Origin of the sequence: Micromonospora sp. WMMD714, from assembly GCF_029581315.1 — a bacterium.
GTDB classification, from domain to species: Bacteria; Actinomycetota; Actinomycetes; order Mycobacteriales; family Micromonosporaceae; genus Micromonospora; species Micromonospora rifamycinica.
The window spans coordinates 1-21887 of record NZ_CP120744.1; the positions used below are offsets into that span (position 1 = coordinate 1).

Here is a 21887-nt window from a genome sequence, read left to right on the forward strand (position 1 = left end):
GCGGCGATGGTCAACGATCCGCTGTTCGGTGGCGAGGGCAGCCCGGTGGATCCCGGGCTGCTGCTCACCCCCGAGCCGGGCCGGCGGGCCCGGATCTCCGTCGTCAGCCTCGTCGGCCTGCAGTCCGACGAGGCCCGGCAGGGCTTCGTCAACCAGTTGCAGATGGCGCTCTTCGCCTGGATCAAGCGGCACCCGGCGAACGACCGGCCGCTGCTCGGGCTGCTGGTGATGGACGAGGCGCAGACGTTCGCCCCGTCCGGTGCGATGACCGCGTGCACCCAGAGCACGCTGGCGCTGGCGGCCCAGGCCCGCAAGTACGGCCTGGGCCTGATCTTCGCCACCCAGTCGCCGAAAGGGCTGCACAACCGGATCCCGGGCAACGCGGCGACCCAGCTCTACGGGCGGCTCAACAGCCCGATCCAGCTGGAGGCCGCCCGGGAGATGGCGAAGGCCAAGGGTGGTGACGTCGCGGACATCTCCCGGCTCAGCACCGGCGAGTTCTACCTCGCCGCCGAGGGGGCCGCACCGGTGAAGATCCGTACCCCGCTGTCGCTGAGCCACCATCCACGCAGCCCGCTCACCGCCGAGGAGGTGCTGGACCGGGCCCGCCGCCGGTGAGCCGGGACGGGCGGTCCCCGCACCCGATCCGGCCCGGTCCCAGCCGGCCGGGAACGGCGCGCGGGTGCCCGCCCGGTGGCCAGGTTTGCTGCTGACGCCTAGCGTGGAAGGCGCCTGTCCACCGGCAGTAAGGGATCATCGATGTTGCGGAAGCACCTGGTCGAGGTGATTGTCGGCGTCGTCGTCGCGGTGCTCGGCGCCGCCGTGCTGGCCTGGCTGAAGTTCGGCGGGCCGGAGCCAGCTTCCACGGACCCGGACCTCGGGTCATCCGTCGCGGACGCCCTCTCCGACTCCGCGCCGCCGGCCTCCGGGAGCCCTGCCCCGACGACCGGCGGGGCCGACCCCGCCGCGGAGGGGAGCACGGCCGCCCCGCAGTCGGCGGGCACCGGCCTCCGGCCGACGAGTCGCCTCCTCTACGACGACGGAGCGAACAGAGCGACCGTCACCGGCCTGGAGGTGACCACGGAGGGAAAGCTGCGGGTACGACTGCGCTACCAGAGCAGTGCGGCCAACGGATGGTCGCTGAGCTGCCCGGAACCGGCGGCGGATCTCCGGTCGTCGCATCTCACGCTGGCCGGTGCAAAGCAGGTCTACCCGGTCGACACGTACTGCACCTCGCAGCGGCCCGGTGAGGACTTCACCCTGCTCACCGGCGCGGTCCTGGAGAGCTGGGCCGTGTTCCCGGTCGTCCCGCCCTCCGGCAGCGAGTTCTCCCTCACCTGGTACGACCTGGGCACCGTCGAGGGGCTGAAGCTCTAGAGCGGGGCCGGGTCAGTACGACGGGGACGACTCGGCCAGGTCGGTGGCCGCGGGCGCGGCACCCCGGGGTTCGGTGGCGGAGAGGCCGGCGAGGAGGTCGGCGGTGGTGTGCGCCCGGACGTCGGCGTGCGTACCGTCGGCGAACCGCGCCACGACGGCCCGGACGTGCCGCTCGGCGGTGTCGGCGAGCCCGTCGTAGACGGCGGCGAAGGTCTCCCGGGCCGGGCCGCGCAGCCAGCCGGCGGGCAGCAGTCGCAGGGGTAGCTGCGGGTCGAGGGTGGGGAACCGGCGGAAGGTGTCCATCACCTCGGTCCGCGCCCGGACCGCCTCCGCGCCGTCGACCTGGCCGGCGGCGATCCGGGGCAGGAGCGGTCGCCACCGCCGCAGGAAGCTCTCGTACTGCTCGGCGACCGCCGCGACGTCCCAGGCGTCGAGCGGGTCACGGCCGGCGACCGCGTCGAGGTCGACCCGGCGGCCCCGGAACACGGTGACCGCGCCGAGGTGGAGCTGGGTGAGCTGGGCCCGCGCCTTGGGCGTCAACTCGTGCGGCGAGATCCACAGCCCGTCGTACAGCGGCGCGTAGCCAAGCCAGCGGAGCTGCCCGCGCAGCGCCCGCCGCTGCGCGCTGCGCTCCTGGGGCAGCGAGAACGCGACGAGTGTCCAGCACTCGTCCCATGCCTGGGTCGTGGTGGTGGCGGCCATCACCCAGCTCCCGCCGACCGAGAGGCTGACGGCGGCGGACCGGCTGAGCCGGTACGAGCTGCGCCGTCCCTGCCGGCTGCCCTCCAGGACGCCCCGGCGGGCCAGCCGGCTGATCACGGTCCGCGCCCCGGCGAGGCTGACGTGCGACTCGGCGAGCAGCGCGACGATGGCGGCGGACGGCAGCCAGGCCCGGGTCCGCAGCGTGTAGTCGGCCAGCAGGGTCACCGCGACACCCTGCGGCGAGTTGCCGGCCTGCCGGCGGGGCAGCCGTACCGGGTGGTCCCCGTCGTCGGGAAAGATCTCCTCGATGTCGAACGGGTGTGGCACGGGGACGCTCCGGGCTCGGCTCGGTGACGGTGGCACCGACTGTAGACGGCACCGCCGGGCACGCCTACCGGGACGCGGGTCCAGGGTGGATCCGGGGCGACCTCGACGACCGCCCAGTGTATCGAGGTCATTCGATTGACACTTGTCGGGCCGAGGAGAACACTAAGTGCCATGCAATGCCACCTGGGCCGGGGCAGGGCATGCCAGCGGTAACAGGCCGGCGCGAACGACACGGGCAACCGGGCGCACCCGTGCCGCAGGGAAGCACGGCCGATCTCGACCTGTGAGGGAGTCACGCCCATGAAGATCAGACGGAAAATGCTGCTCGCCCTGGCGGCGCCACTGGTGGCGACGCTGGCGGCGGCGGCCCTGGTGATACCGACGCTCCAACCGGCGTACGCCGCGTCGTTGGTCGAGGTGACCAACTTCGGCGACAACCCCGGCCGGATGCGGATGCACATCTACGTGCCGGACACCCGCCCGGCCAACCCGGCGGTCGTGGTGGCCATGCACGGCTGCGGCGGCACCGGGCCGGGCTTCTACTCCAGCAGCGAGTTCGCCTCGCTGGCCGACCGGTACGGATACATCGTGATCTACCCGTCCGCGATGCAGCAGGCCGGCTTCGGCAACTGCTTCGACACCTGGTCGGACGCCGCGAAGCGGCGCGGCGGCGGCAGCGACCCGGTGTCGATCGTCTCGATGATCAACTATGCCCAGCGGCAGTACGGCGGCGACCCCCGTCGGGTGTACGCCACCGGCAGCTCGTCCGGCGGCATGATGACCAACCACATGCTGGCGCTCTACCCTGACGTGTTCGCCGCCGGCGCCGCGTTCATGGGGGTTCCCTACAACTGCTTCGCCAACGCGGCCGACTACCCGCCCGGCGCCAGCAAGTGCACCAACGGCACCATGAACCGCACCCCGCAGCAGTGGGGTGACGCGGTCCGGCAGCAGGCGTACCCCGGCTACTCCGGCCCGCGCCCGAAGGTGCAGCTCTGGCACGGCACCGCCGACACCCTGGTGCCGTACTCCCTGCTCCAGGAGACCATCGAGCAGTGGACCAACGTGTTCGGGCTGAGCCAGACCCCCACCTCCACCGACACCCCGCAGGCCAACTGGAACCGCCGCCGGTACGCCGACGCCAGCGGTAACGTCCTGGTCGAGGCGTACAGCGTCCAGGGGGCGGGGCACAGCCTGCCCTCGGGCGGGATGGCCGCCGTCGCCCTCCAGTTCTTCGGCCTGACCAACCCGACGCCCACCACGCCGCCGGTGACCACCCCGCCGGTGCCGACCACGCCCCCGGTCACCACGCCGCCGCCGACCACGCCGCCGGTCACCACCCCGCCGCCGACCACGCCGCCGGTGCCGACCACGCCGCCGGCCTCCGGGGCCTGCCGGGTCACCGCGACCGTCAACGCCTGGAACTCCGGGCTGACCGAGAGCATCACCATCACCAACACCGGTGCCAGCGCCGTCAGCGGCTGGTCCCTGGTCTTCACCCTGCCCGGCGGGCAGACCATCACCTCCGGCTGGAACGCCTCCTACGCGCCCTCGTCCGGGCAGGTGACGGCAAGGAACGCCAGCTACAACGCCGCCATCCCGGCCGGCGGGTCGGTCGACATCGGATTCCAGGCCAACCACACCGGCAACACCGCCAAGCCCACCTCGTTCACCCTCAACGGCGCGGCCTGCACGGTCGCCTGACCGGCGCGACCCACCTCCGGAGGTGGACCGTCACCTCCGGAGGTGGACCGTCACCTCCGGAGGAGGACCGTCACCTCCGGAGGAGGACCGTCACCTCCGGAGGTGGACCGTCATCCGGCCCGGCCCCGGACCGCGATCCCGCCCGACCCGGGGCCGCGATCCCGCCCGACCCCGGGCCACAGCCCAGCCCGATCCCGGTCAGGCCCCGGGCCGGGCGACGGATCAGCCCCGGCCCGGTTGGGCGATCTGCTGTTCGGCGTGGTGGCGCTGGACGTCGGCGTCGCTGAACTCGCCCTGGTAGACGTCGAGGTCGCTGACCAGCCCGTACAACCAGCCCTCCGGCCCCGCCGGGGAGGTCGACCGACCCACCAGCAGGGAACCGGTCGCCTGGTGGGGCTGCCAGGCGGGGTTCATCCCCACCGTGCCAGCCGGCACTCCGTCGACGTACAGCCGCACCTGCCGGTGCCGGGCAGCGAGGACCACGACGAGCTGGTGCCACTGGTCGGCACCGGTCGCCGGGGCGGACACCGTGGTGGTCGCGGAGTCGTCGGCTCCGGCGGCCAGCCGGAACACCCACCGCCCACCGTCGGCCGGTTCGTACCCCAGCCGGAACGCGCTGCGCTCCCCGTCGTCCTGGGAAAGGACGGCCTGCGCACCCCGCGCCGGGTCGAGCCGTACCCAGGTCGAGACCGTGAACGACTGGTCGGTACGGAGCACCGGCGCGTCCTGCCAGACCGGGTACCTCGGGTCACCGACATTGACCTGGGTACGCCCGTACTCCCGGGTCGCCTCACCGAAGTGCGGATCGGACGGATCGTCGATCCAGTGCCGGTCGTCGAGTTCGAGCGCCATGCCCCGCGCCGAGTCGGTGATGAAACTGCCCTTGGTCAGGGCGAGCTGCCGCCCGAAGGAGCTGTCGTCCCCGACGGAGCAGAGGGTCGGATCGAGGCCCTCCTCGTAGCAGGGGATACCGCCCCCGAAATACCACGACCCGGCCAGCGGAGCCTGCAGCAGGCCCGGTTCCGCGAAGCCGCCGGAGGCCGGGTCGGAGGCGAGCCAGCCGGTGAAGTCCGCGTCGACCAGCGCCCGGTCGTACACCCGGGTGCCGGCCAGGTTGCCCTGCCACCAGGTGGTGTCGCCACGGCCCAACCGGAACTCCCCGCCCGGGTCGTCGACACCGGTCACGTTGCCCGTCACCGCCTCGGCCACGCCGTCCACCCGCAGGGTGAGGGTGCGCGCGGTGGCGTCGTACACCACCGCCAGGTGGGTCCAGAGCCCGACCGCCGGGGTCGACGTCGAGCGGGCGACGGCCGACCCGCCGTGTCTGCCGCCCGTCGAGGGCATCCGCACCTGCCACCGGTTGCTCGCCCTGTCGTAGCCGACCGAGAGGGTGGCCCGGTGGGTGCCGGCCTTGCTGGCGAAGACCCGGCTGACCGAGGTGTCGGTGAGCCGGACCCAGCTGGCGAGGGAGAACGTGCCGGCGGTGTCCAGGGTCGACGGCGACGCGGACAGCGCGGACGACGTGCCGTCGAAGCCGACCGTCTGGATGCCGAGCATCCGGGTGTCGTCCTGCCAGTCGATGGTCGTCCCGGTCAGCGGGGTGTCGCCGCGCAACGCCGGCTGGCGGTCGGCGAGGCCCTGCTCCCGGGGCATCCCGGCGAACGCCTCCAGCCCCCAGATCGCCGTCGCCGGGGACGGCCGGTCGAGGGTGGTGACGTGCGGGGCGGCGGACGCCCCGGTGGCCGCGCCGAGCGGCAGCAACGTGACGGCGGCGATCGTGGCCAGGCTCAGGGCGGCCCGGCCCACCGGGCCGCGGACAGGGCGGAACACCGTGGTGTCGTCGTCGATCATCGAACCCCCGTGAAAGAACGTCGGTACGCCCCGAAGATCGAGGCGCGTCTCGTCGACACAGTGTCACAGGATCAGTTACGGACCGCTGCCCCGTCGTGTTCGGCCAAGCTCGACCGACCGGGGTTCTCGCTGGTGGGGCGGGCGGGGTTCGAACCCGCGACCGAGGGATTATGAGTCCCCTGCTCTAACCCGCTGAGCTACCGCCCCCGATGCCGGGCCGGATCGTAACCCGCCCGGCGGACCACCGGCCACCACCGAACCGGTACGCCCGGCGACACCTGACGGCACGATGGGCTACGCGAGAATAACAGTCAGCAGTCACCCCGGCGGCACCCGAATCAGCCCGCCGCGCGGAGTTCCGCGAGCACCACCCCGGCCGTCCGCCAGCCGCTGGCCAGTGCCCCCTGGATGGACGGGCTGTCCCGGTGGTCGCCGGCCACGAAGAGCCCGTCGCCGAGCGCCACGGGCTTGCGCAGCCGGCCCTGCGGCGGTGGCGCGGCGGGCAGGGCGTCCGGGATCGACACGGTGCTCAGGTGTTCCCAGTCGGCAGTGGAGCATCCGTACAGGCGCTCCAGTTCGCCCCGGACCACCGGCTCGGCCGGGGCGGACGGGCCGACCACCGAGGTCGCCACCAGGTGCCGGCCGGGCGGGGCGTACGACGGTACGGCCCGGCTGACGACCACCGTGTTGGCGACGAGTTCCCGCCGGTCGCCGTCGACCAGCAGGATCGGCTCGCCCAACGGCGCTTCCGGGGTGCTGTGGTAGTAGGTGGTGTAGCTGTGGGTGCGTACCCGGGGCAGGGTCGGCAGCAGCGTGCCCACCGCCGCCGGGTCGACCGCGACCACCACGGCGCGGCACCGGATCTCACCGGTCGGGGTGCGGACCCGGCCGGGGGCGACGCCGGTGACCGGCGCGGCGCAGGTGATCAGGTCGGCGGGCAGCGGGGCGGCCACGGCCTGCGGCAGCGCGGCCATCCCCCGGGCGGGCAGGCCGATCCGGCCCCGGGCGAAGGAACGCAGGATCATCGCCAGCACGTGGCTGGAGGTCTCCAGCTCCCGGTCGATGAGCACGCCGGACAGGAACGGCCGGATCAGCTCCTCGATGATGGTGTCGGAGAGCCCGGCCCGGCGCAGGGCCGTCTCGCTGGTGGTCTCCGGCGCGGTGAGCAGTCGGTGCGCCGGCAGGGTGGCGCAGCCGGTGGCGAGGGCGGCGAAGCGCAGCCGGTCGACCAGCGAACCGATGCCGGCGAGCGCGGTGGCCGGTGTGCCGCCGGGTTCGCGTACCGGGTGGACCAGCCGGTGGAGGCGGTCGCTCCGGCGGACCAGCACCCCGGAGGTGAACCAGCCCAGGTCGAGGGTGCCCAGGTCGAGCAGGGTGCCGAGCCTCGGGTAGGCGGTGTTGAGCACCTGGAAACCCCGGTCGAGCAGGTACCCGTCGACCAGGTCGGTGGCGACCCGGCCGCCGAGCCGGTCGCCGGCCTCCAGCAGCCGCCAGGGCACGCCGGCCCGGTGCAGCCGGCGGGCGACCGCCAGCCCGGCCAGGCCACCGCCGACGATCACCACGTCCGTCTCACCGGGCACGTTCCACCTCCGTGTCGTCGCGCGCCGACCGGGACAACCGGCTCGGCCACCAGATCTTCGGCCCGATGTCGTACGCCAGCGCGGGCACCAGCAGCGAGCGGACCACGATGGTGTCCAGCAGGACGCCGACCGCGACCGCCACGCCCAGCTCCACCAGCACCACCAGCGGCAGCACGGCCAGCGCGGAGAAGGTGGCGGCGAGCACGATGCCGGCCGAGGTGATCACCCCGCCGGTGACGGTCAGCCCGGCCAGCACCCCGGCCCGGGTACCCCGGCGGACCGACTCCTCGCGGACCCGGCTCATCAGGAAGATGTTGTAGTCGATGCCCAGGGCGACCAGGAAGACGAAGGCGAACAGCGGGAAGGACGCGTCGACCCCGGGGAAGTCCAGCAGGTACCGGAAGATCACCGCGCACAGCCCGAGGGTGGCCAGGAACGACAGCACCACCGTCGCGATCAGCAGCAGCGGCGCGACCAGCGCCCGCAGCAGCAGCGCCAGGATCACCGCGATCACCGCCAGCACGACCGGGATGATCACGTTGCGGTCCCGGGTGGACGCGTCGGAGGTGTCCACGTCGATCGCGGTGAACCCGCCCACCACGGCGTCGGCGGCCGGCACCCGGTGCACCGCCTCGCGGAGGTCCCGGACGGTCCGCTCGGCTGCGTCGCTGTCCGGCGGGTCGGTCAGGGTCGCCTCCAGCTGCACCTGCCCGTCGACGACCAGGGGTGGGGCGTCCGGGTCCGGTGGGCCGGTCTGGTCCCGCCCGGTGACCGGGCGGACGGCGGCCACCCCGGCGACGTCCTGCGCGACCTGGGCGACCTGGGCGGCGGTCTGCTGCCGGGTGAAGATGGTCGCCGGGCTGCCGGTGCCGGCCGGGTAGTGCCGGGCGATCACCTCCTGCCCGGCGACCGAGTCGGTGCGGTCGGTGAACAGCTCGGACTGGCCGAGGGTGGTCGCGCCGAGCTGGGTGAGGCCGAGGACGAGCAGGGCCAGCACCCCGGCCGTGGTCAGCCAGACCACCCGGGCCCGCCGGGCGACGAAGCGGGCGATCCGGGACCACAGCCCGTGTTCGGCCTGCGGGTCCGCCCGGTCCACCCCGGGGGTACGCGGCCAGAACGCCCACCGGCCGCCGAGCACCAGCAGGGCGGGCAGGAAGGTCAGCATCACCAGCAGGGTCGCGGCGATGCCGATGGCCGCCACCGGACCGAGCGCCCGGTTGGAGTTCAGGCTGGACAGCAGCAGGCAGAGCAGGCTGACGATGACGGTCGCGCCGGAGGCGGCGATGGCCGGGGCGGCACCCCGCCAGGCGGCGCGCATGGCGTCCCAGGGCCGCTGGTGCCGGTGCAACTCCTCCCGGTAGCGGGCGATCAGCAGCAGCGCGTAGTCGGTTCCGGCGCCGAAGACGAGCACGGTGAGGATGCCCTGCGCCTGCCCGTTCAGCTTGATCACGTCGTTCTTGGCCAGCTGGTAGACGAAGACCGACGCCAGCGCGTACGACATCCCGGCCGCCAGCAGCGGGAAGATCCAGAGCACCGGGCTGCGGTAGACGATCAGCAGGATGACCAGCACCACCACCAGGGTGACCAGCAGCAGCGGCCCGTCGATGGCGGAGAAGACCTCGATCAGGTCGGCGAGCAGCCCGGCCGGGCCGGCGACGTCCACGGTGAGCCCGTCACGGTCGCCTCCCGCGATGGTCCGCAGTTCGTCGACCACCTGGCCGATCCGTTCCCCCTCCGAGTCGTCGATCGGCACCACCACCTGGAGGGCCTGCCCGTCCTGGCTGGGGATCGGTGGGGGAAGTGGCCCGACCACCCCGTCGACCCGGGCGAACCGGGCGCTGTCGGCGACCGCCCGCTGCGTGTCGGCGGGGGTGATGCCGGTGCTGCGCGCGTACACCACCAGGGCCGGGGTGGTCGGCTCCGCGACGAAGCCGGCGGCCAGTTCCTGCGCCCGGGTCGCCTCGGCGTCGGCGGGCAGGAAGGCGGCGTTGTCGTTGGTCGCGACCTCACCCAGCTTTCCCGCGTACGGCCCGGCGACCAAGCCGACGAGCAGCCAGGCCAGGACGACCGCCACGGCGGTCAGCGTGGCCATGCTCCGGCCCCGTCCACCGGCCATCCTCCGGCCCACCCCTCGATTCGACGCACCAATCGACGCAGCGGGAGTCTAAGTCGACAGTTGTCATCCTGCCGCCCGAATACCCCGTTCGGAGCCGAAACCGCCCATCCGACCCCGCTCCCGGAGCACCGGTGACCCGATCGGCGGATCCGGCCGGCGGTGGAGCGGGCGGGCACCGGACACAAGGGAACGCCCGCCGGCAGGGCCGACGGGCGAGAGTGGGAGGCTGTGCTCCCCCGTTTGGACTCGAACCAAAAACCTGCCGGTTAACAGCCGGCTGCTCTGCCAATTGAGCTACGGGGGACTGCTGCGCCGCGTCGTACCGGATCTCTCCGGCGCTCGGCGACGGCACAAGAGTACAGGACTTCGGGGGGGTTCGGTCCAGGGGGTTGCCGCATTCGGCCCTCCGTCACGGGCCGGAATCCTCGACACTAACAAGACGGACAAATCGTCATCCTGGCACAACCAGGCATGAGCGCGGAGCAGGATGGGTACTGAGCTGTAGACCGAGAAAAACGTGGGGCGCGAAGATGGTCGGTCCCGGCCGGGAATCACCGGCGGGGAACGACGGGAGCGTCAGGTACGGAAGGAGCCGCCATGCGCGGAAAGATCATGTTTCTTGGCGGGCTGGCTGCGGGCTTCGTCCTGGGCGCCCGTGCCGGCCGGGAGAAGTACGAGGAGCTGGTCGTGCGGGGCCGCAAGGTGCTCGACCACCCGACCGTCCAGGAGGCGGCCGGGGTCGCCCAGGCCCAGGCCACCCGCCTGTACAGCGAGGGCAAGGACAAGCTCGGCCAGTCCAAGCTCGGCGAGAAGCTGCACACCGGCACCACCGGCAAGCCGGAGCTGACCCCGGCGGACGACGTCTTCGCGGGCACCCCGGCCGGTGTCGGCGCCACGTCGGGCGTCACCCCGGCCAGCTCGTCGACGACCACCCCGAAGCCCAAGGCCCCGGGCACCGGCGCCAACGGCAGCACGCTCTGATCATCCGTACGTCGTCGGGCCGGTCGCCACTCGGCGACCGGCCCGACGTGCGTCTCAGTCCTTGCCGCTGCTGAACGCCGCGTCGAACGCCGCCGTCGGGGCGTCGAAGGCGAGCCGACGGACGAACTCCAGCGCCTCCGGTGCGCCGACCAGCCGGTCCATCCCGGCGTCCTCCCACTCCACCGAGATGGGGCCGGTGTAGCCGATCGCGTTCAACGCCCGGAAGCAGTCCTCCCACGGGACGTCCCCGTGGCCGGTGGAGACGAAGTCCCAGCCGCGCCGCAGGTCCGCCCAGGGCAGGTGGGAGGCGAGCCGGCCGCGCCGGCCGTCCCCGGTCCGCACCTTCGCGTCCTTGCAGTCGACGTGGTAGATCCGGTCGGCGAAGTCGAAGATGAAGTTCACCGGGTCGAGCTCCTGCCACACGAAGTGCGACGGATCCCAGTTGAGCCCGAACGCGGGCCGGTGGCCGATCGCCTCCAGGGTCCGCTTGGTCGTGTAGTAGTCGTACGCGATCTCGCTGGGGTGCACCTCGTGGGCGAACCGCACCCCCACCTCGTCGAAGACGTCGAGGATCGGGTTCCACCGGTCGGCGAAGTCCTGGTAGCCGCGCTCGATCATCGCGGGCGGCACCGGCGGGAACATCGCCAGGGTGTGCCAGATGGACGAGCCGGTGAAGCCGACCACCGTGTCCACGCCGAGCTTCGCCGCCGCCCGCGCGGTGTCCTTGATCTCCTCGGCGGCCCGCTGGCGTACCCCCTCGGCTTCGCCGTCGCCCCAGATCCGGGCGGGCAGGATGTCCTGGTGCCGCTCGTCGATCGGGTGGTCGCAGACGGCCTGGCCGACCAGGTGGTTGGAGATGGTGAAGACCTTCAGGTTGTGCTTGGCCAGTGTCTCCCGCTTGCGCTCGACGTACGACTCGTCGGCGAGCGCCTTGTCCACCTCGAAGTGATCGCCCCAGCAGGCGATCTCCAGCCCGTCGTAGCCCCATTCGGAGGCGAGCCGGCAGACCTCCTCGAACGGCAGGTCGGCCCACTGGCCGGTGAAGAGCGTGATCGGTCGCGCCATCGTCTGTCTCTCTCCCCTGTTGTGGTGGGGATTCCTGAGCGGACCGGGGCGAGGGTGACCGGGCCGGGCCGGTACGTCAACGGCCGCGCCGGGTCACCGGTGGGTGCACACGCACCTGGGCCCAACGGGTTGCGCCTCCCGTCGGGTCACCGGCCACCCACGGGTCGCCGCCCACCACTCTAAGCCCACCCCACCCCCCACGAAACCCCTCTCCCACACCCACCGCACCCCGCCCCCACCCGCCCACTCGTCCACTCGCCCACTCGCCCACGACGATCAAGAGGTTTGCGTCACAACAGGGCGACCCGCGTGACGCAAACCTCTTGATCACCGATGCTCAGTGCGGCCGGTCGGGGCCGGGGTGGGGCGGGATCGGGTGGGGTTACTGGGGAAGGGTCCACTTCTGGTTGGGGGCCGAGGAGTTGCAGGTCCAGAGCAGGACCACGGTGCTGTCGGCCGAGTTGTTGCCGTTGACGTCCAGGCACTTGCCCGAGGCGGGGTTGCGCAGGGTGCCGTCGGACTGGGACGACCAGACCTGCGGGCTGCCGCCGGTGCAGGTCCAGAGCTGGATCTTGGTGCCGTTGGCGGTGCCGCCACCGGAGACGTCCAGGCACTTGCCCAGCGCCTTGATCGGGCCGTTCGGGGTCACCGTCCAGGTCTGCCGGGCGCTGCCGTTGCAGGTGAAGATCTGGATCTGGGTGCCGTCGGCGGTGGAACCGTTGCGCACGTCCAGGCACTTGCCGGCCAGGCCCTTGATCGGGCCGGTGCCGTTGGTCGGCGTGGTGCCGCCCAGCTCCTTGATCCGGATGTTGCGGAACGAGGCGTCGTCACCGTCGCCGTGGTTCTGGATGCCGATGTGGCCGGCGAGCGAGCGGACCGGGTTGGTGTTGGTGAAGTCGTTGATCTTCGACCCGTTGAGGAAGACCTGGAGCCGCTCCCCCTCGACCAGCAGCTCGTAGGTGTTCCACTCCCCCGGCGGGTTCAGCGCCGCGTCCCGGGCCGCTTGGTCGGCGGCCTGGAACGAGTAGACCGAACCGGTGGTCCGGTCGACGGTGTCGGTGGCGTCGATCTGCACCTCGTAGCCGTTGTCCATCGCCGAGTTCGGGTCGCTCGACGGCGGGAAGCCGATCAGGACGCCGGAGTTGTCGTCCCCGTCGACCTTCCAGTCCAGCTTGAGCGAGTAGTTGGTGAACTGCTTCGCGCTGTACCAGAGCATGCCCAGCCCACCGACCGAGCTGAGGGTGGCGTTGGTGTTGGTGAAGCTGCCCGGCCCGGCCTGCGACCAGCCGTTGGTGGAGCCGTTGTAGAGCGCGGTGTAGCCGGTCTCCGGCCGGCAGTCGGCCTTCGTCCGGCCGGCCGCGTACCGGATGCCGCCGAGCAGGTGGGCCCGGAAGGCCGGCTCGGAGTACGCCGACTGGTTGTGCCCGGCACCGGTGTAGAACGACCGGCCGCCGTTGTACGTCTTGCACCACACGTGCGGGTGGTCGGCCCCCATCCCACCCCCCGAGTACGACGACTCGTCGAGGTTGGCCAGCACGTGCGCGGTGGAGCGGGCGTTGGTGCGGAAGTTGTACCACTCGTCGGTGCGCTGCCAGGTCGGGCCGAGGTGGGCGGTGGCCGCGTGCGCGCGGTCCTCCACCCGGACGGTGGCCTGCTGGATGGCCGGGTGGGAGGCGAACCACGCACCGACCAGGTTGCCGTAGAACGGCCAGTCGTACTCGGTGTCGGCGGCGGAGTGCACCCCGACGTACCCGCCGCCAGCGGCGATGTACGACTCGAAGGCGCTCTGCTGGCTGGCGTTGAGCACGTCACCGGTGGTGTTGAGGAAGATCACCGCCTCGAACCGGGCGAGGTTGGCGGTGGTGAACTGGCCACCGTCCTCGGTGGCGGTGACGGTGAAGTTGTTGGCCGCGCCCAGGTCACGGATGGCCTGGGTGCCGACCGCGATGGAGTCGTGCCGGAAGCCGGCGGTCTTGGAGAAGACCAGCACGTCGTAGGCGACGTCGGCGGCGGTCGCGGGGGTGGCCGGGGCGGTGCAGGCGAGGGCGGCGAGGACGGCGGTGGCCGCGCCGAGAAGGGGTCGGAAGAGTCTCATGTCGTGCTCCAGTACGCCGGGGGGCGCGGGACCGGACACCGCCGGTCCCGCGCCCGGCAGGTCAGGGCAGGGTCCACTTCTGGTTGGCGGCGGAGGAGCTGCAGGTCCAGAGCAGGACCACGGTGCCGTCGGCCGAGTTGTTGCCGGAGACGTCGAGGCACTTGCCCGACGCCGGGTTGCGCAGGGTGCCGTCGGACTGGGACGACCAGACCTGCGGGCTGCCACCGGTACAGGTCCACAGCTGGATCTTCGTACCGTCGGCGGTGCCGCCGCCGTTGACGTCCAGGCACTTGCCGAGCGCCTTGATCGGGCCGTTCGGGGTCACCGTCCAGGTCTGCCCGGCCCCACCGTTGCAGGTGAGGATCTGCACCTGGGTGCCGTCGGCGGTGGCCGCGTTACGCACGTCCAGACACTTGCCGCCCAGCCCCTTGATCGGCCCGGTGCCGTTGGTCGGCGGCGGGACGGTGCCGGTGTTCAGGGTGAACGCGTCCACGTCGTAGAGCAGTCCGGTGCCACCGGCGAAGGTCAGGTAGAGCGTGGTGGTGCCGGTGGGTGCGCCGGACACCGTACCGGTGACGGTGGTGAAGGTTTCCCAGCCGCCGGTGACCGGCACGTTGGCCTGCCCGAGCACGGTGCCGGTGGGCGAGCCGGCGCGGATCTGGAGGGTTCCGCCGGCACCGGCCGAGGAGACCCGCGCGGTGAACGAGGTGACGTTGCCGATCTGGTACGGCGAGAACCCGATCCACTCCCCGTTCTCGATGTTGCCGACGGTCTTGCCGCCCTCGGCGGGGGTCTTGTCGTAGAGGGTCACGCCGGACGAGGTCTTGAAGTGCTCGGCCTGCCGGTGCCGGGGCTGGAGGGTGTACTGGGTGTGCGTGGTGAGCCCACCGGCGTCGGTGTACTCGGCGTCGAAGATCGCGAAGATGTTCGCCGCGTCGTCGTGCTCGCCGTCGACCGGGATGGTGATCGTGCCGGAGCAGCCGTCGACCGAGGAGATCTGGTGACCGTGCTGGTCGTGGCCGAGCACGTAGGTCATCTTGACCTTGGTGCAGTCGACCGTGCCGTCCTCGGGGTCGGTGACGGTGATGCTGAACGGCACGGTGTCCCCGAAGGAGAACAGCGAGCCGTCACCCGGGCTGTTGATCCTGACCGTCGGGGCGGTGTTCCCCACGTTGATCGTCACGCTGGTGGTTCCGGTCGCCCCCTGCGGATCCCGCACGGTGAGCGTCGCGGTGTACGAGCCGTCCGTGGTGTACGTCTTGGTCGGGTTGGCCGCCGTGGAGGTGGTGCCGTCGCCGAACGCCCACGAGTAGGTCAGCGCCCCGCCCTCGGGGTCGGCGGAGCCGGCCGAGGAGAAGTTCACGGTCAGCGGCGCGGGGCCGGAGGTCCGGTCGGCGCTCGCCCGGGCCGCCGGTGCCCGGTTGCCGACACCGACGTAGTCGAAGCGGTACAGGGCCGAGTTGGCGTCACCGTTGTAGTAGCCGGTGCCGTAGTCGAGCAGGTAGTACGCCCCGTCGGGGCCGAACGCGGAGTCCATCACCTGCTTGCCCACCCAGGGGAAGCTGTCGATGGTGCCGGGCGACCCGTCGGCGTTGACGTGGATCGGCTTGACCCAGCCCCGACCGAACTCGGTGGCGAAGAACTGCCCGTCGAAGCTCTGCGGGAACTTCGTCGCCGAGGGGTTGTTCGGGTCGTACCGGTAGACCGGGCCGGCGGCCGGCGACTCGGAGCCGCCGCCGAACGCGGCCGGGCTGCCGGCGTCCCCGCCGTACCGGATCCAGGAGGGCTTGGCCGGCGGGAGGGTGGTCAGGCCGGTGTTGCGGAACGAGTTGTTGGTCGGCCCGCCGGTGCAGTTGTACTTGGGGCCGGTGGAGTTGGTGGCGAAGTTCCACTCGTTGTACGTCTCGGACGTGGTGTTGGTGCCGGTGCAGTACGGCCAGCCGTAGTTGCCCGGGCCGGTGACCCGGTTGAACTCGACCTGACCGGAGGGGCCCCGGTTGGCGTTGGTGCTGCCGGCGTCCGGCCCGTAGTCGCCGACGTAGACGACGCCGGTGGCCTTGTCGACGCTGATCCGGAACGGATTGCGGAAGCCCATCGCGTAGATCTCGGGGCGGGTCTTCGCGGTACCCGGGGGGAACAGGTTCCCACTCGGGATCGAGTACGTCCCGTCGGGGTTCATCTTGATCCGCAGGAGCTTGCCGCGCAGGTCGTTGGTGTTGCCGGCGCCGCGCTGCGAGTCGTACGCCGGGTTGCGGTTGGTCCGCTCGTCCAGCGGCGAGTAGCCGGCGGAGTCGAACGGGTTGCTGTCGTCGCCGGTGGACAGGTAGAGGTTCCCGGCGGCGTCGAAGTCCATGTCGCTGCCGACGTGGCAGCAGATGCCCCGGTCGGTCCCGACGTCCAGCACGTCGACCTTGCTGGCCTGGTTGATGGTGAAGTCGGCGTTCAGGGTGAACCGGGACAGCCGGTTCACGCCCTGCCAGGCGGACCAGTTGCTGCCGGTGGCGGGCGCGTCGCCGCCCGGGGTGGACAGCGGCGGCGCGTAGAAGAGGAAGATGTGCCGGTTGGTGGCGAAGTTCGGGTCGACCCCGAGGCTCTGCAACCCCTCCTCGTCGTGGGTGTAGACGGGGATGCTGCCGATCACCCGGGTGACGCCGGCGGAGTCGGTACGACGCACGGTGCCGTTGCGGGCGGTGTGCAGCACGGAGCGGTCCGGCAGCACGGCGAGCGACATCGGCTCGCCCATCTCGTTGACCCCGCGGGCCAGCTCGACCTGCTGGAAGTCACTGGCGTTGATGGTGTGCGCGGCGGCCGGGGCGGGTCCGCCGAGGGCGGTCGGGCCGGTGGTGGCGGTGACCGTGCCGGCCGTGGCGGCCAGGAGCAGCACGGCGGCGGAGGAGAGCCATCGTCGGGGACGGTGGGTGGGTGCGTCCTTTGTGGACATTGCTGGGCTGTCCCTTCCTGACGGATCACGGTCAGGGCGGAGCCCGCGCCGCCGCACCGGATGCCGGGGGGTGGTGGTGTTGGGTGGTGGTGGAGACATGGCAGGGTCGGCCGAGTGCCGGTCGGCCGATCCTGCCCTTCGGCCGGGGCGCGAGCCGCCGCCGCAAGGCCCTTCTCGTCGATAGGTCGCCGCGCCGCCGGTTCACCTCGACGAAACACACTCGTGATGCTACGAACATTAAGGCCTATCTATTTCGATGTCCATACCTTCTGCCGGACCACCAGGGACTTTCGGTTCCCGAGTGGAAAGTTTCGACCCCGACAGCAGTAGTCGGCACCGCGACGGAAGATCCGGCCCGGGCCGGGTGACTCAGTGCTGGCGGTGCACGGCCTGGTCGGCCAGGGCGGCCAGGGCGGCCCGCGCCGGCTCCGCCAGCGGCACCTGGGCCAACGCGACCCGTGCCGCGTCGGCACGGACCCGGATCAGGCGCTCGATCTGCTCCCGCGCCCCGGTGCTCTCGATGATCGCCCGCAGCTCGGCGCCACCGGCCGCGTCCAGCTCCGGATTGCCGAACAGGTCGCGCAGCCGGGCCGCCTGACCCCGGTCGGCGGCGTCCCGGGCCAACGCCATCATCACCGTCGGTTTGCCCTCCCGCAGGTCGTCCAGGATCGACTTCCCGGTCACCGCCGGGTCACCGAAGACCCCCAGCACGTCGTCGCGGAGCTGGAACGCGTCCCCCAGCGGGTCGCCGAAGTCGACCAGCGCGGCGATCAGCTCCGCCGGGGCCCCGGCCAGCGCCGCACCGATCTGCAACGGCCGGGTCACCGTGTACCGGGCCGCCTTCATCCGGATCACGGTGAGCGCACTGGCCACCGAGCCGTCCCCCACCCCCGAGACCAGGTCCAGGTACTCCCCCGCGATCACCTCGGTCCGCATCCGGGCGAAGACCCGGTACCCCTGCCAGATCTGCGCGGAGGTCAACCCGCACTCGTGGAACATCTGGTCCGACCAGGCCGCACAGAGATCCCCGCAGAGCAGCGCGGTGTTCCGGCCGTAGGTCTCCGGGTCGCCGCGCCACGCCGACCGGGTGTGCAGCTCGGCGAAGACCCGGTGCACCGACGGGGAACCCCGGCGGTGGTCACTGCCGTCCAGGATGTCGTCGTGGATCAGCGCGAACGCGTGGAACAGCTCCAGCGCCGCCGCGGCCACCACGATCGGCCGGTCGTCGATGCCCCCGGCCCCCCGCCAACCCCAGTAGCAGAACAGCGGACGCAGCCGCTTCCCGCCGGCCAGCACGAACCGGTGCAGCGCGGTGAAGATGCCCCGCGGAGCGCCGTCCGGCCAGTCCGGCCCCTGCCGGTCGAGAAAGGCCACCAGCTCGGCGTCGAAGCGGGTCCGCAGCTCACTGGCGTCGGTCGGGGCGGCGATGACCGTCACCGTCGGTCCTCCGCGCCCGGCGGACCGGTCGGCGTCGACGACGGCGCACCGGCAGCTCCCGCACCCGGCGTACCCGACGGGGCCGGCCCGGCCGCCGACGCCGCGGTGGTGGCCCCACCCAACCCGGCCAGCTCCAGCAGCAACGCCTTGACCTCGGTCGCGGCGAAGGTGTCCCGGGCGGGCGACGGGTCGGAGCAGAGCAGCACCGGACCGTCCGCCGGGTCCGCCGGCAACCGGCCGTGCGACCCCCGGACCGCCCGCGCCCCCGCGTCCAGGCCGACCACGCTCATCAGGTACCGCATGCCGAGCTTCTTGCGGGCCAGGGCCACCCCCGCCCGCCGCTTCGCCGCACCCGGCGCGGCCGGGTCGAAGAACAGCTCCGCCGGGTCGTACCCGGGCTTGCGGTGGATCTCCACGTTCCGGGCGAAGTCCGGGGCGCGGTCGTCGTCCAGCCAGTAGTAGTAGGTGAACCAGGCGTCCGGCTCGGCGACCAGCACCAGCTCACCGGCCCGCTCGTGGTCCAGCCCGGCCGCCGCCTTGCCCTCGGCGTCGAGCACCTCGGCCACCCCGGGCAGCCCGGCGCACAGCTTCGCCACCGTCGCCACGTCCGCCGGGTCCTTCACGTAGACGTGGGCGATCTGGTGGTCGGCGACGGCGAAGGCCCGGGACGTCCACGGATCCAGGTACTCCATGCCGTCCTGGGTGTAGACCCGCAGCAGCCCCTCGGTGCGCAGCAGCCGGTTGACGTCCACCGGGCGGGAGACGTCGGTGATGCCGTACTCCGACAGCGCCACCACTGTCGCGTCGGCGGCCCGGGCGGCGTCCAGCAGCGGGGCGAGCACCGCGTCCAGCTCCGCCGCCGCGGCGGCGGCCTGCGGCGAGGACGGGCCGAAGCGTTGCAGGTCGTAGTCGAGGTGCGGGACGTAGACCAGGGTCAGGTCGGGGGCCTGGTCGGCGAGGATCCGCTCGGCGGCCCGGCAGATCCACCGGGACGAGGTCAGCCCCGCACCCGGCCCCCAGTAGGTGAACAGCGGGAAGGTGCCGAGCGCGGCGGTGAGCGTGTCGTGCAGCTCCGGCGGGTCGGTCCAGCAGTCCGGCTCCTTGCGCCCGTCGGCGTAGTAGATCGGGCGGGGCGTGACGGTCCAGTCGACGTCCGCGCCCATCGCGTACCACCAGCAGACGTTGGCCACCGTGTAGCCGGGCTCGACCCGGCGGGCCGCCTGCCACACCTTCTCCCCGCCGACCAGCGCGTGGTGCTGCCGCCACAGCAGCACCTCGCCGAGGTCGCGGAAGTACCAGCCGTTGCCGACGATGCCGTGCCCGGCGGGCAGCGCACCGGTGAGCAGGGTGGCCTGCGCCGAGCAGGTGACGGCCGGCAGCACGGTGCCCAGCTCGGCCGAGAACCCCTGCTCGGCGACGGCGCGCAACCGGGGCATGTGGGCCAGCAGCCGGGGGGTCAGCCCGACCACGTCCAGCACCACCAGCCGGCGGCTCACGCCGGCACCCCGCTGCGCCCGGCACCGCGGTGGGACCTCGTCCCGGGTCGGGGCTGCTCGCTCATCGTGGTACTCCCAGGGTCGTCGGGACGGCTCGGTCGGCCGGGGTCAGGCCGGGAACGGCAGGGTCGGCCGGGGTCAGGCCGGAAACGGCACGGTCGGCCGGTGGCTGGCCGGGAACGGCACCGTCGGCCGGGGTCAGGCCGAGGGTGACCAGTTCGTCGCGGGCGAAGGCCAGCTCGGCGGCGATCCCGACGGCCAGCTCCGCGTCGGTGCGTGGCCGCCGCGCCGCCGGCAGCACCCCCCAGGTGTACGTCTCGACGTCCAGGTGGTCGCAGCCGGCGGTGGGACCGCCGAGCAGCGCCGCCAGCGCGGCGCGCAGCACCGGCCGGGTCGAGGTCAGCGGCGGCTCGGGCGGGGCGTGCAACGGCACGTGGTAGTGCACCCGCCACGCTCCGGGCAGCCGCGCGGCCAGCGCGGCGTCCAGGTCGTCGGCGGCGTACGACGGGTCGGCCGGGTCGGCGGCGTGGGCGCAGCCGGCGGTGCGGGTCTGGTGCAGGAACCGGGGCTCCACCCAGCGGGCCAGCGCCTCGGCGTCGGCGACCGGGTCGGCCGACTCCAGCGCGGCGGACACCTGCACCTTGACCACCGGCAGGCCGGCGGCGCGCAGCCGGGCCAGCGCTTCGACGGGCTCCTCCCAGGCGCAGGCGAGATGGGCCAGGTCGAGACAGATCCCGAGCCGGTCCGGGTCGAGGTCGGCCAGCAGCGCGGCGGCCTGCCCGCTGCTCTCCACCACGCACCCCGGCTCCGGCTCGAACCCGACCCGCACCGGGCGGCCGGTGTCGCGTTCCACCTCGGCCAGGCCGGCGGTGAGCGCGTCGAGCCGGCGGCGGGCGGCCTCGGCGTGGCCGGCGTCCCACGGGTGCCGCCAGGCCAGCGGCAGGGTCGAGACCGATCCCCGGGCCGCGTCGTCGGGGAGCAGGTCGGCCAGGATCCGGGCCAGGTCGAGGGTGTAGCGCAGCCGCTCCCCGGTGGTCCAGTCCGGGTGGTAGACCGCGCCCTTGACCACCGGGGCCTGGAAGGCCGCGTACGGGAAGCCGTTGAGGGTGACCACCTCCAGCCCCCGGTGGGTCAGCTCGGCGCGCAGCCGGCGACGGGCGGCCGGGTCGGCGGCCAGCTCGGCGGCGACCGGGGCGGCCAGCCACAGCCCCAGGCCGAGCAGGTCCGTGCTGAGCGCCTCCCGCACCGGCAGGGCGTACGTGTCGAGCTGGGCGAGGATGCCGGCGGTGTCCTCGGCGGGGTGCACGTTGGTGCAGTAGCCGAGGTGGACGGTGCTGCCGTCGGCGTGCCGCAGCCGCATCAGTCGCCGCCGCGCAGGATCGAGTTGCCCTCGAAGGTGCCGGCGGCCGGGGCGTCCAGGTCGGTCAGGTCGAGCCGGCCGGACTGCCCGTAGAACTCCACCGGGTTGCGCCAGAGCACCAGGTCGACGTCGTCGTCGGAGAATCCGGCGGCCAGCATCGCCTCACCGGTGGCCCGGGTCAGCAGCGGGTCGGAGCGGCCCCAGTCGGCGGCCGAGTTGACCAGCATCCGGTCGGTGCCGTACGTGCGCAGCAGCTCCACCATCCGCGGCGGCGACATCTTGGTGTCGGGGTAGATGGAGAATCCCAGCCAGCAGCCGCTGTCCCGGGCCAGCTTCACGGTCACCTCGTTGAGGTGGTCCAGCGCCACCCGGCCCGGCGCGATGCCGCTCTCGGCGACCACCGCGAGGCTACGCTCGACACCGCGCGCCTTGTCCCGGTGCGGGGTGTGCACCAGCGCGGGCAGGTCGTGGTCGACGGCCAGGGCGAGCTGGGTGGCGAACGCCTCGTCCTCGGCCGGCGTCATGTCGTCGTAGCCGATCTCGCCGACCGCGACCACGGCGTCCTTCTCCAGGTAGCGGGGCAGCAGGTCGAGCACCGGACGGCAGCGCGGGTCGTTGGCCTCCTTGGGGTTCAGCGCCACGGTGGCGTGGTGCCGGACGCCGAACTGCCCGGCCCGGAACGGCTCCCAGCCGATCAGCGAGTCGAAGTAGTCGGCGAAGGAGGCGGCGCTGGTGCGCGGCTGCCCCAGCCAGAAGGCCGGCTCGACCACGGCGCGGACCCCGGCGGCGGCCATCCGCTCGTAGTCGTCGGTGGTCCGCGACGTCATGTGGATGTGCGGGTCGAAGATGCGCATG

The 21887-nt window shown here is 72.6% G+C and carries 15 protein-coding genes and 2 tRNA genes; 4 read left to right on the forward strand and 13 right to left on the reverse strand.

All coding sequences use genetic code 11. The features are described from left to right. Together O7625_RS00005 and O7625_RS00010 are read left to right on the forward strand one after the other, a co-directional pair. The coding region (locus tag O7625_RS00005; protein WP_348773978.1) for a zonular occludens toxin domain-containing protein at positions 1-618 on the forward strand (618 nt) is incomplete at its 5' end. Between the two features lie 141 nt (positions 619-759). Further along, positions 760-1377, forward strand: coding sequence for a hypothetical protein (locus O7625_RS00010; RefSeq protein WP_282343379.1), 618 nt, complete (start codon positions 760-762; stop codon positions 1375-1377). A gap of 12 nt (positions 1378-1389) precedes the next feature. Here the strand turns inward: O7625_RS00010 and O7625_RS00015 are convergent, their stop codons facing one another. Next, complete coding sequence (locus O7625_RS00015) at positions 1390-2406, reverse strand: PaaX family transcriptional regulator C-terminal domain-containing protein (protein ID WP_067306753.1); 1017 nt, start codon at positions 2404-2406, stop codon at positions 1390-1392. 300 nt (positions 2407-2706) lie between these two features. Between O7625_RS00015 and O7625_RS00020 the strand changes: the two genes are divergently transcribed. Beyond that, a complete protein-coding gene (locus O7625_RS00020; protein WP_282343380.1) occupies positions 2707-4110 on the forward strand; it encodes a PHB depolymerase family esterase in 1404 nt (467 codons plus the stop codon). A gap of 222 nt (positions 4111-4332) precedes the next feature. On the opposite strand, the gene O7625_RS00025 is transcribed toward O7625_RS00020, so the two are convergent. From O7625_RS00025 to O7625_RS00045, 5 genes are all read right to left on the reverse strand, one after another. Beyond that, the gene (locus O7625_RS00025) at positions 4333-5961 is read right to left on the reverse strand and encodes a LamG domain-containing protein (RefSeq protein ID WP_282343382.1); all 1629 of its coding nucleotides are present in this window, start codon (positions 5959-5961) and stop codon (positions 4333-4335) included. A 130-nt stretch (positions 5962-6091) separates the two neighbouring features. Next, positions 6092-6168: transfer RNA gene (locus tag O7625_RS00030), tRNA-Ile, on the reverse strand. Between the two features lie 131 nt (positions 6169-6299). Further along, a complete protein-coding gene (locus O7625_RS00035) occupies positions 6300-7541 on the reverse strand; it encodes an FAD-dependent oxidoreductase (protein WP_282343384.1) in 1242 nt (413 codons plus the stop codon). Then, positions 7531-9657 (reverse strand): MMPL family transporter, encoded by a 2127-nt coding sequence (locus O7625_RS00040; RefSeq protein WP_282343386.1) that lies wholly within the window; start codon positions 9655-9657, stop codon positions 7531-7533. Before O7625_RS00040 ends, O7625_RS00035 begins: the two co-directional genes overlap by 11 nt. 231 nt (positions 9658-9888) lie before the next feature. Then, positions 9889-9961, reverse strand: a tRNA-Asn gene (locus O7625_RS00045). 293 nt (positions 9962-10254) lie between these two features. Between O7625_RS00045 and O7625_RS00050 the strand changes: the two genes are divergently transcribed. Continuing rightward, the gene (locus O7625_RS00050) at positions 10255-10638 is read left to right on the forward strand and encodes a hypothetical protein (protein ID WP_282343387.1); all 384 of its coding nucleotides are present in this window, start codon (positions 10255-10257) and stop codon (positions 10636-10638) included. Between the two features lie 54 nt (positions 10639-10692). Here the strand turns inward: O7625_RS00050 and O7625_RS00055 are convergent, their stop codons facing one another. The 7 genes from O7625_RS00055 to O7625_RS00085 form a co-directional block, all read right to left on the reverse strand. After that, the gene (locus O7625_RS00055) at positions 10693-11703 is read right to left on the reverse strand and encodes a sugar phosphate isomerase/epimerase family protein (protein WP_282343389.1); all 1011 of its coding nucleotides are present in this window, start codon (positions 11701-11703) and stop codon (positions 10693-10695) included. 382 nt (positions 11704-12085) lie between these two features. Continuing rightward, the gene (locus tag O7625_RS00060; RefSeq protein WP_282343390.1) at positions 12086-13798 is read right to left on the reverse strand and encodes a ThuA domain-containing protein; all 1713 of its coding nucleotides are present in this window, start codon (positions 13796-13798) and stop codon (positions 12086-12088) included. Between the two features lie 61 nt (positions 13799-13859). Continuing rightward, the gene (locus O7625_RS00065; protein ID WP_282343392.1) at positions 13860-16739 is read right to left on the reverse strand and encodes a carbohydrate-binding protein; all 2880 of its coding nucleotides are present in this window, start codon (positions 16737-16739) and stop codon (positions 13860-13862) included. 369 nt (positions 16740-17108) lie between these two features. Further along, positions 17109-18176 carry a polyprenyl synthetase family protein gene (locus O7625_RS00070; protein ID WP_067314898.1) on the reverse strand — a complete coding sequence of 356 codons (1068 nt, stop codon included), beginning with the start codon at positions 18174-18176 and terminating at the stop codon, positions 17109-17111. Further along, complete coding sequence (locus O7625_RS00075; RefSeq protein WP_282343396.1) at positions 18173-19672, reverse strand: nucleotide pyrophosphatase/phosphodiesterase family protein; 1500 nt, start codon at positions 19670-19672, stop codon at positions 18173-18175. Before O7625_RS00075 ends, O7625_RS00070 begins: the two co-directional genes overlap by 4 nt. A gap of 61 nt (positions 19673-19733) precedes the next feature. Then, positions 19734-21032, reverse strand: coding sequence for a metabolite traffic protein EboE (eboE, locus tag O7625_RS00080; protein WP_282343398.1), 1299 nt, complete (start codon positions 21030-21032; stop codon positions 19734-19736). Beyond that, positions 21032-21886 carry a TatD family hydrolase gene (locus O7625_RS00085; RefSeq protein ID WP_282343400.1) on the reverse strand — a complete coding sequence of 285 codons (855 nt, stop codon included), beginning with the start codon at positions 21884-21886 and terminating at the stop codon, positions 21032-21034. Before O7625_RS00085 ends, eboE begins: the two co-directional genes overlap by 1 nt. Position 21887 lies beyond the last annotated feature (1 nt).

Coding starts and splice junctions, on each gene's coding strand:
- O7625_RS00010 (WP_282343379.1), top strand. CDS start 760: ATGTTGCGGAAGCACCTGGTCGAGGTGATTGTCGGCGTCGTCGTCGCG.
- O7625_RS00020 (WP_282343380.1), top strand. CDS start 2,707: ATGAAGATCAGACGGAAAATGCTGCTCGCCCTGGCGGCGCCACTGGTG.
- O7625_RS00025 (WP_282343382.1), bottom strand. CDS start 5,961: ATGATCGACGACGACACCACGGTGTTCCGCCCTGTCCGCGGCCCGGTG.
- O7625_RS00040 (WP_282343386.1), bottom strand. CDS start 9,657: ATGGCCGGTGGACGGGGCCGGAGCATGGCCACGCTGACCGCCGTGGCG.
- O7625_RS00050 (WP_282343387.1), top strand. CDS start 10,255: ATGCGCGGAAAGATCATGTTTCTTGGCGGGCTGGCTGCGGGCTTCGTC.
- O7625_RS00055 (WP_282343389.1), bottom strand. CDS start 11,703: ATGGCGCGACCGATCACGCTCTTCACCGGCCAGTGGGCCGACCTGCCG.
- O7625_RS00060 (WP_282343390.1), bottom strand. CDS start 13,798: ATGAGACTCTTCCGACCCCTTCTCGGCGCGGCCACCGCCGTCCTCGCC.
- O7625_RS00065 (WP_282343392.1), bottom strand. CDS start 16,739: ATGTCCACAAAGGACGCACCCACCCACCGTCCCCGACGATGGCTCTCC.
- eboE (WP_282343398.1), bottom strand. CDS start 21,032: ATGCGGCTGCGGCACGCCGACGGCAGCACCGTCCACCTCGGCTACTGC.
- O7625_RS00085 (WP_282343400.1), bottom strand. CDS start 21,886: ATGCGCATCTTCGACCCGCACATCCACATGACGTCGCGGACCACCGAC.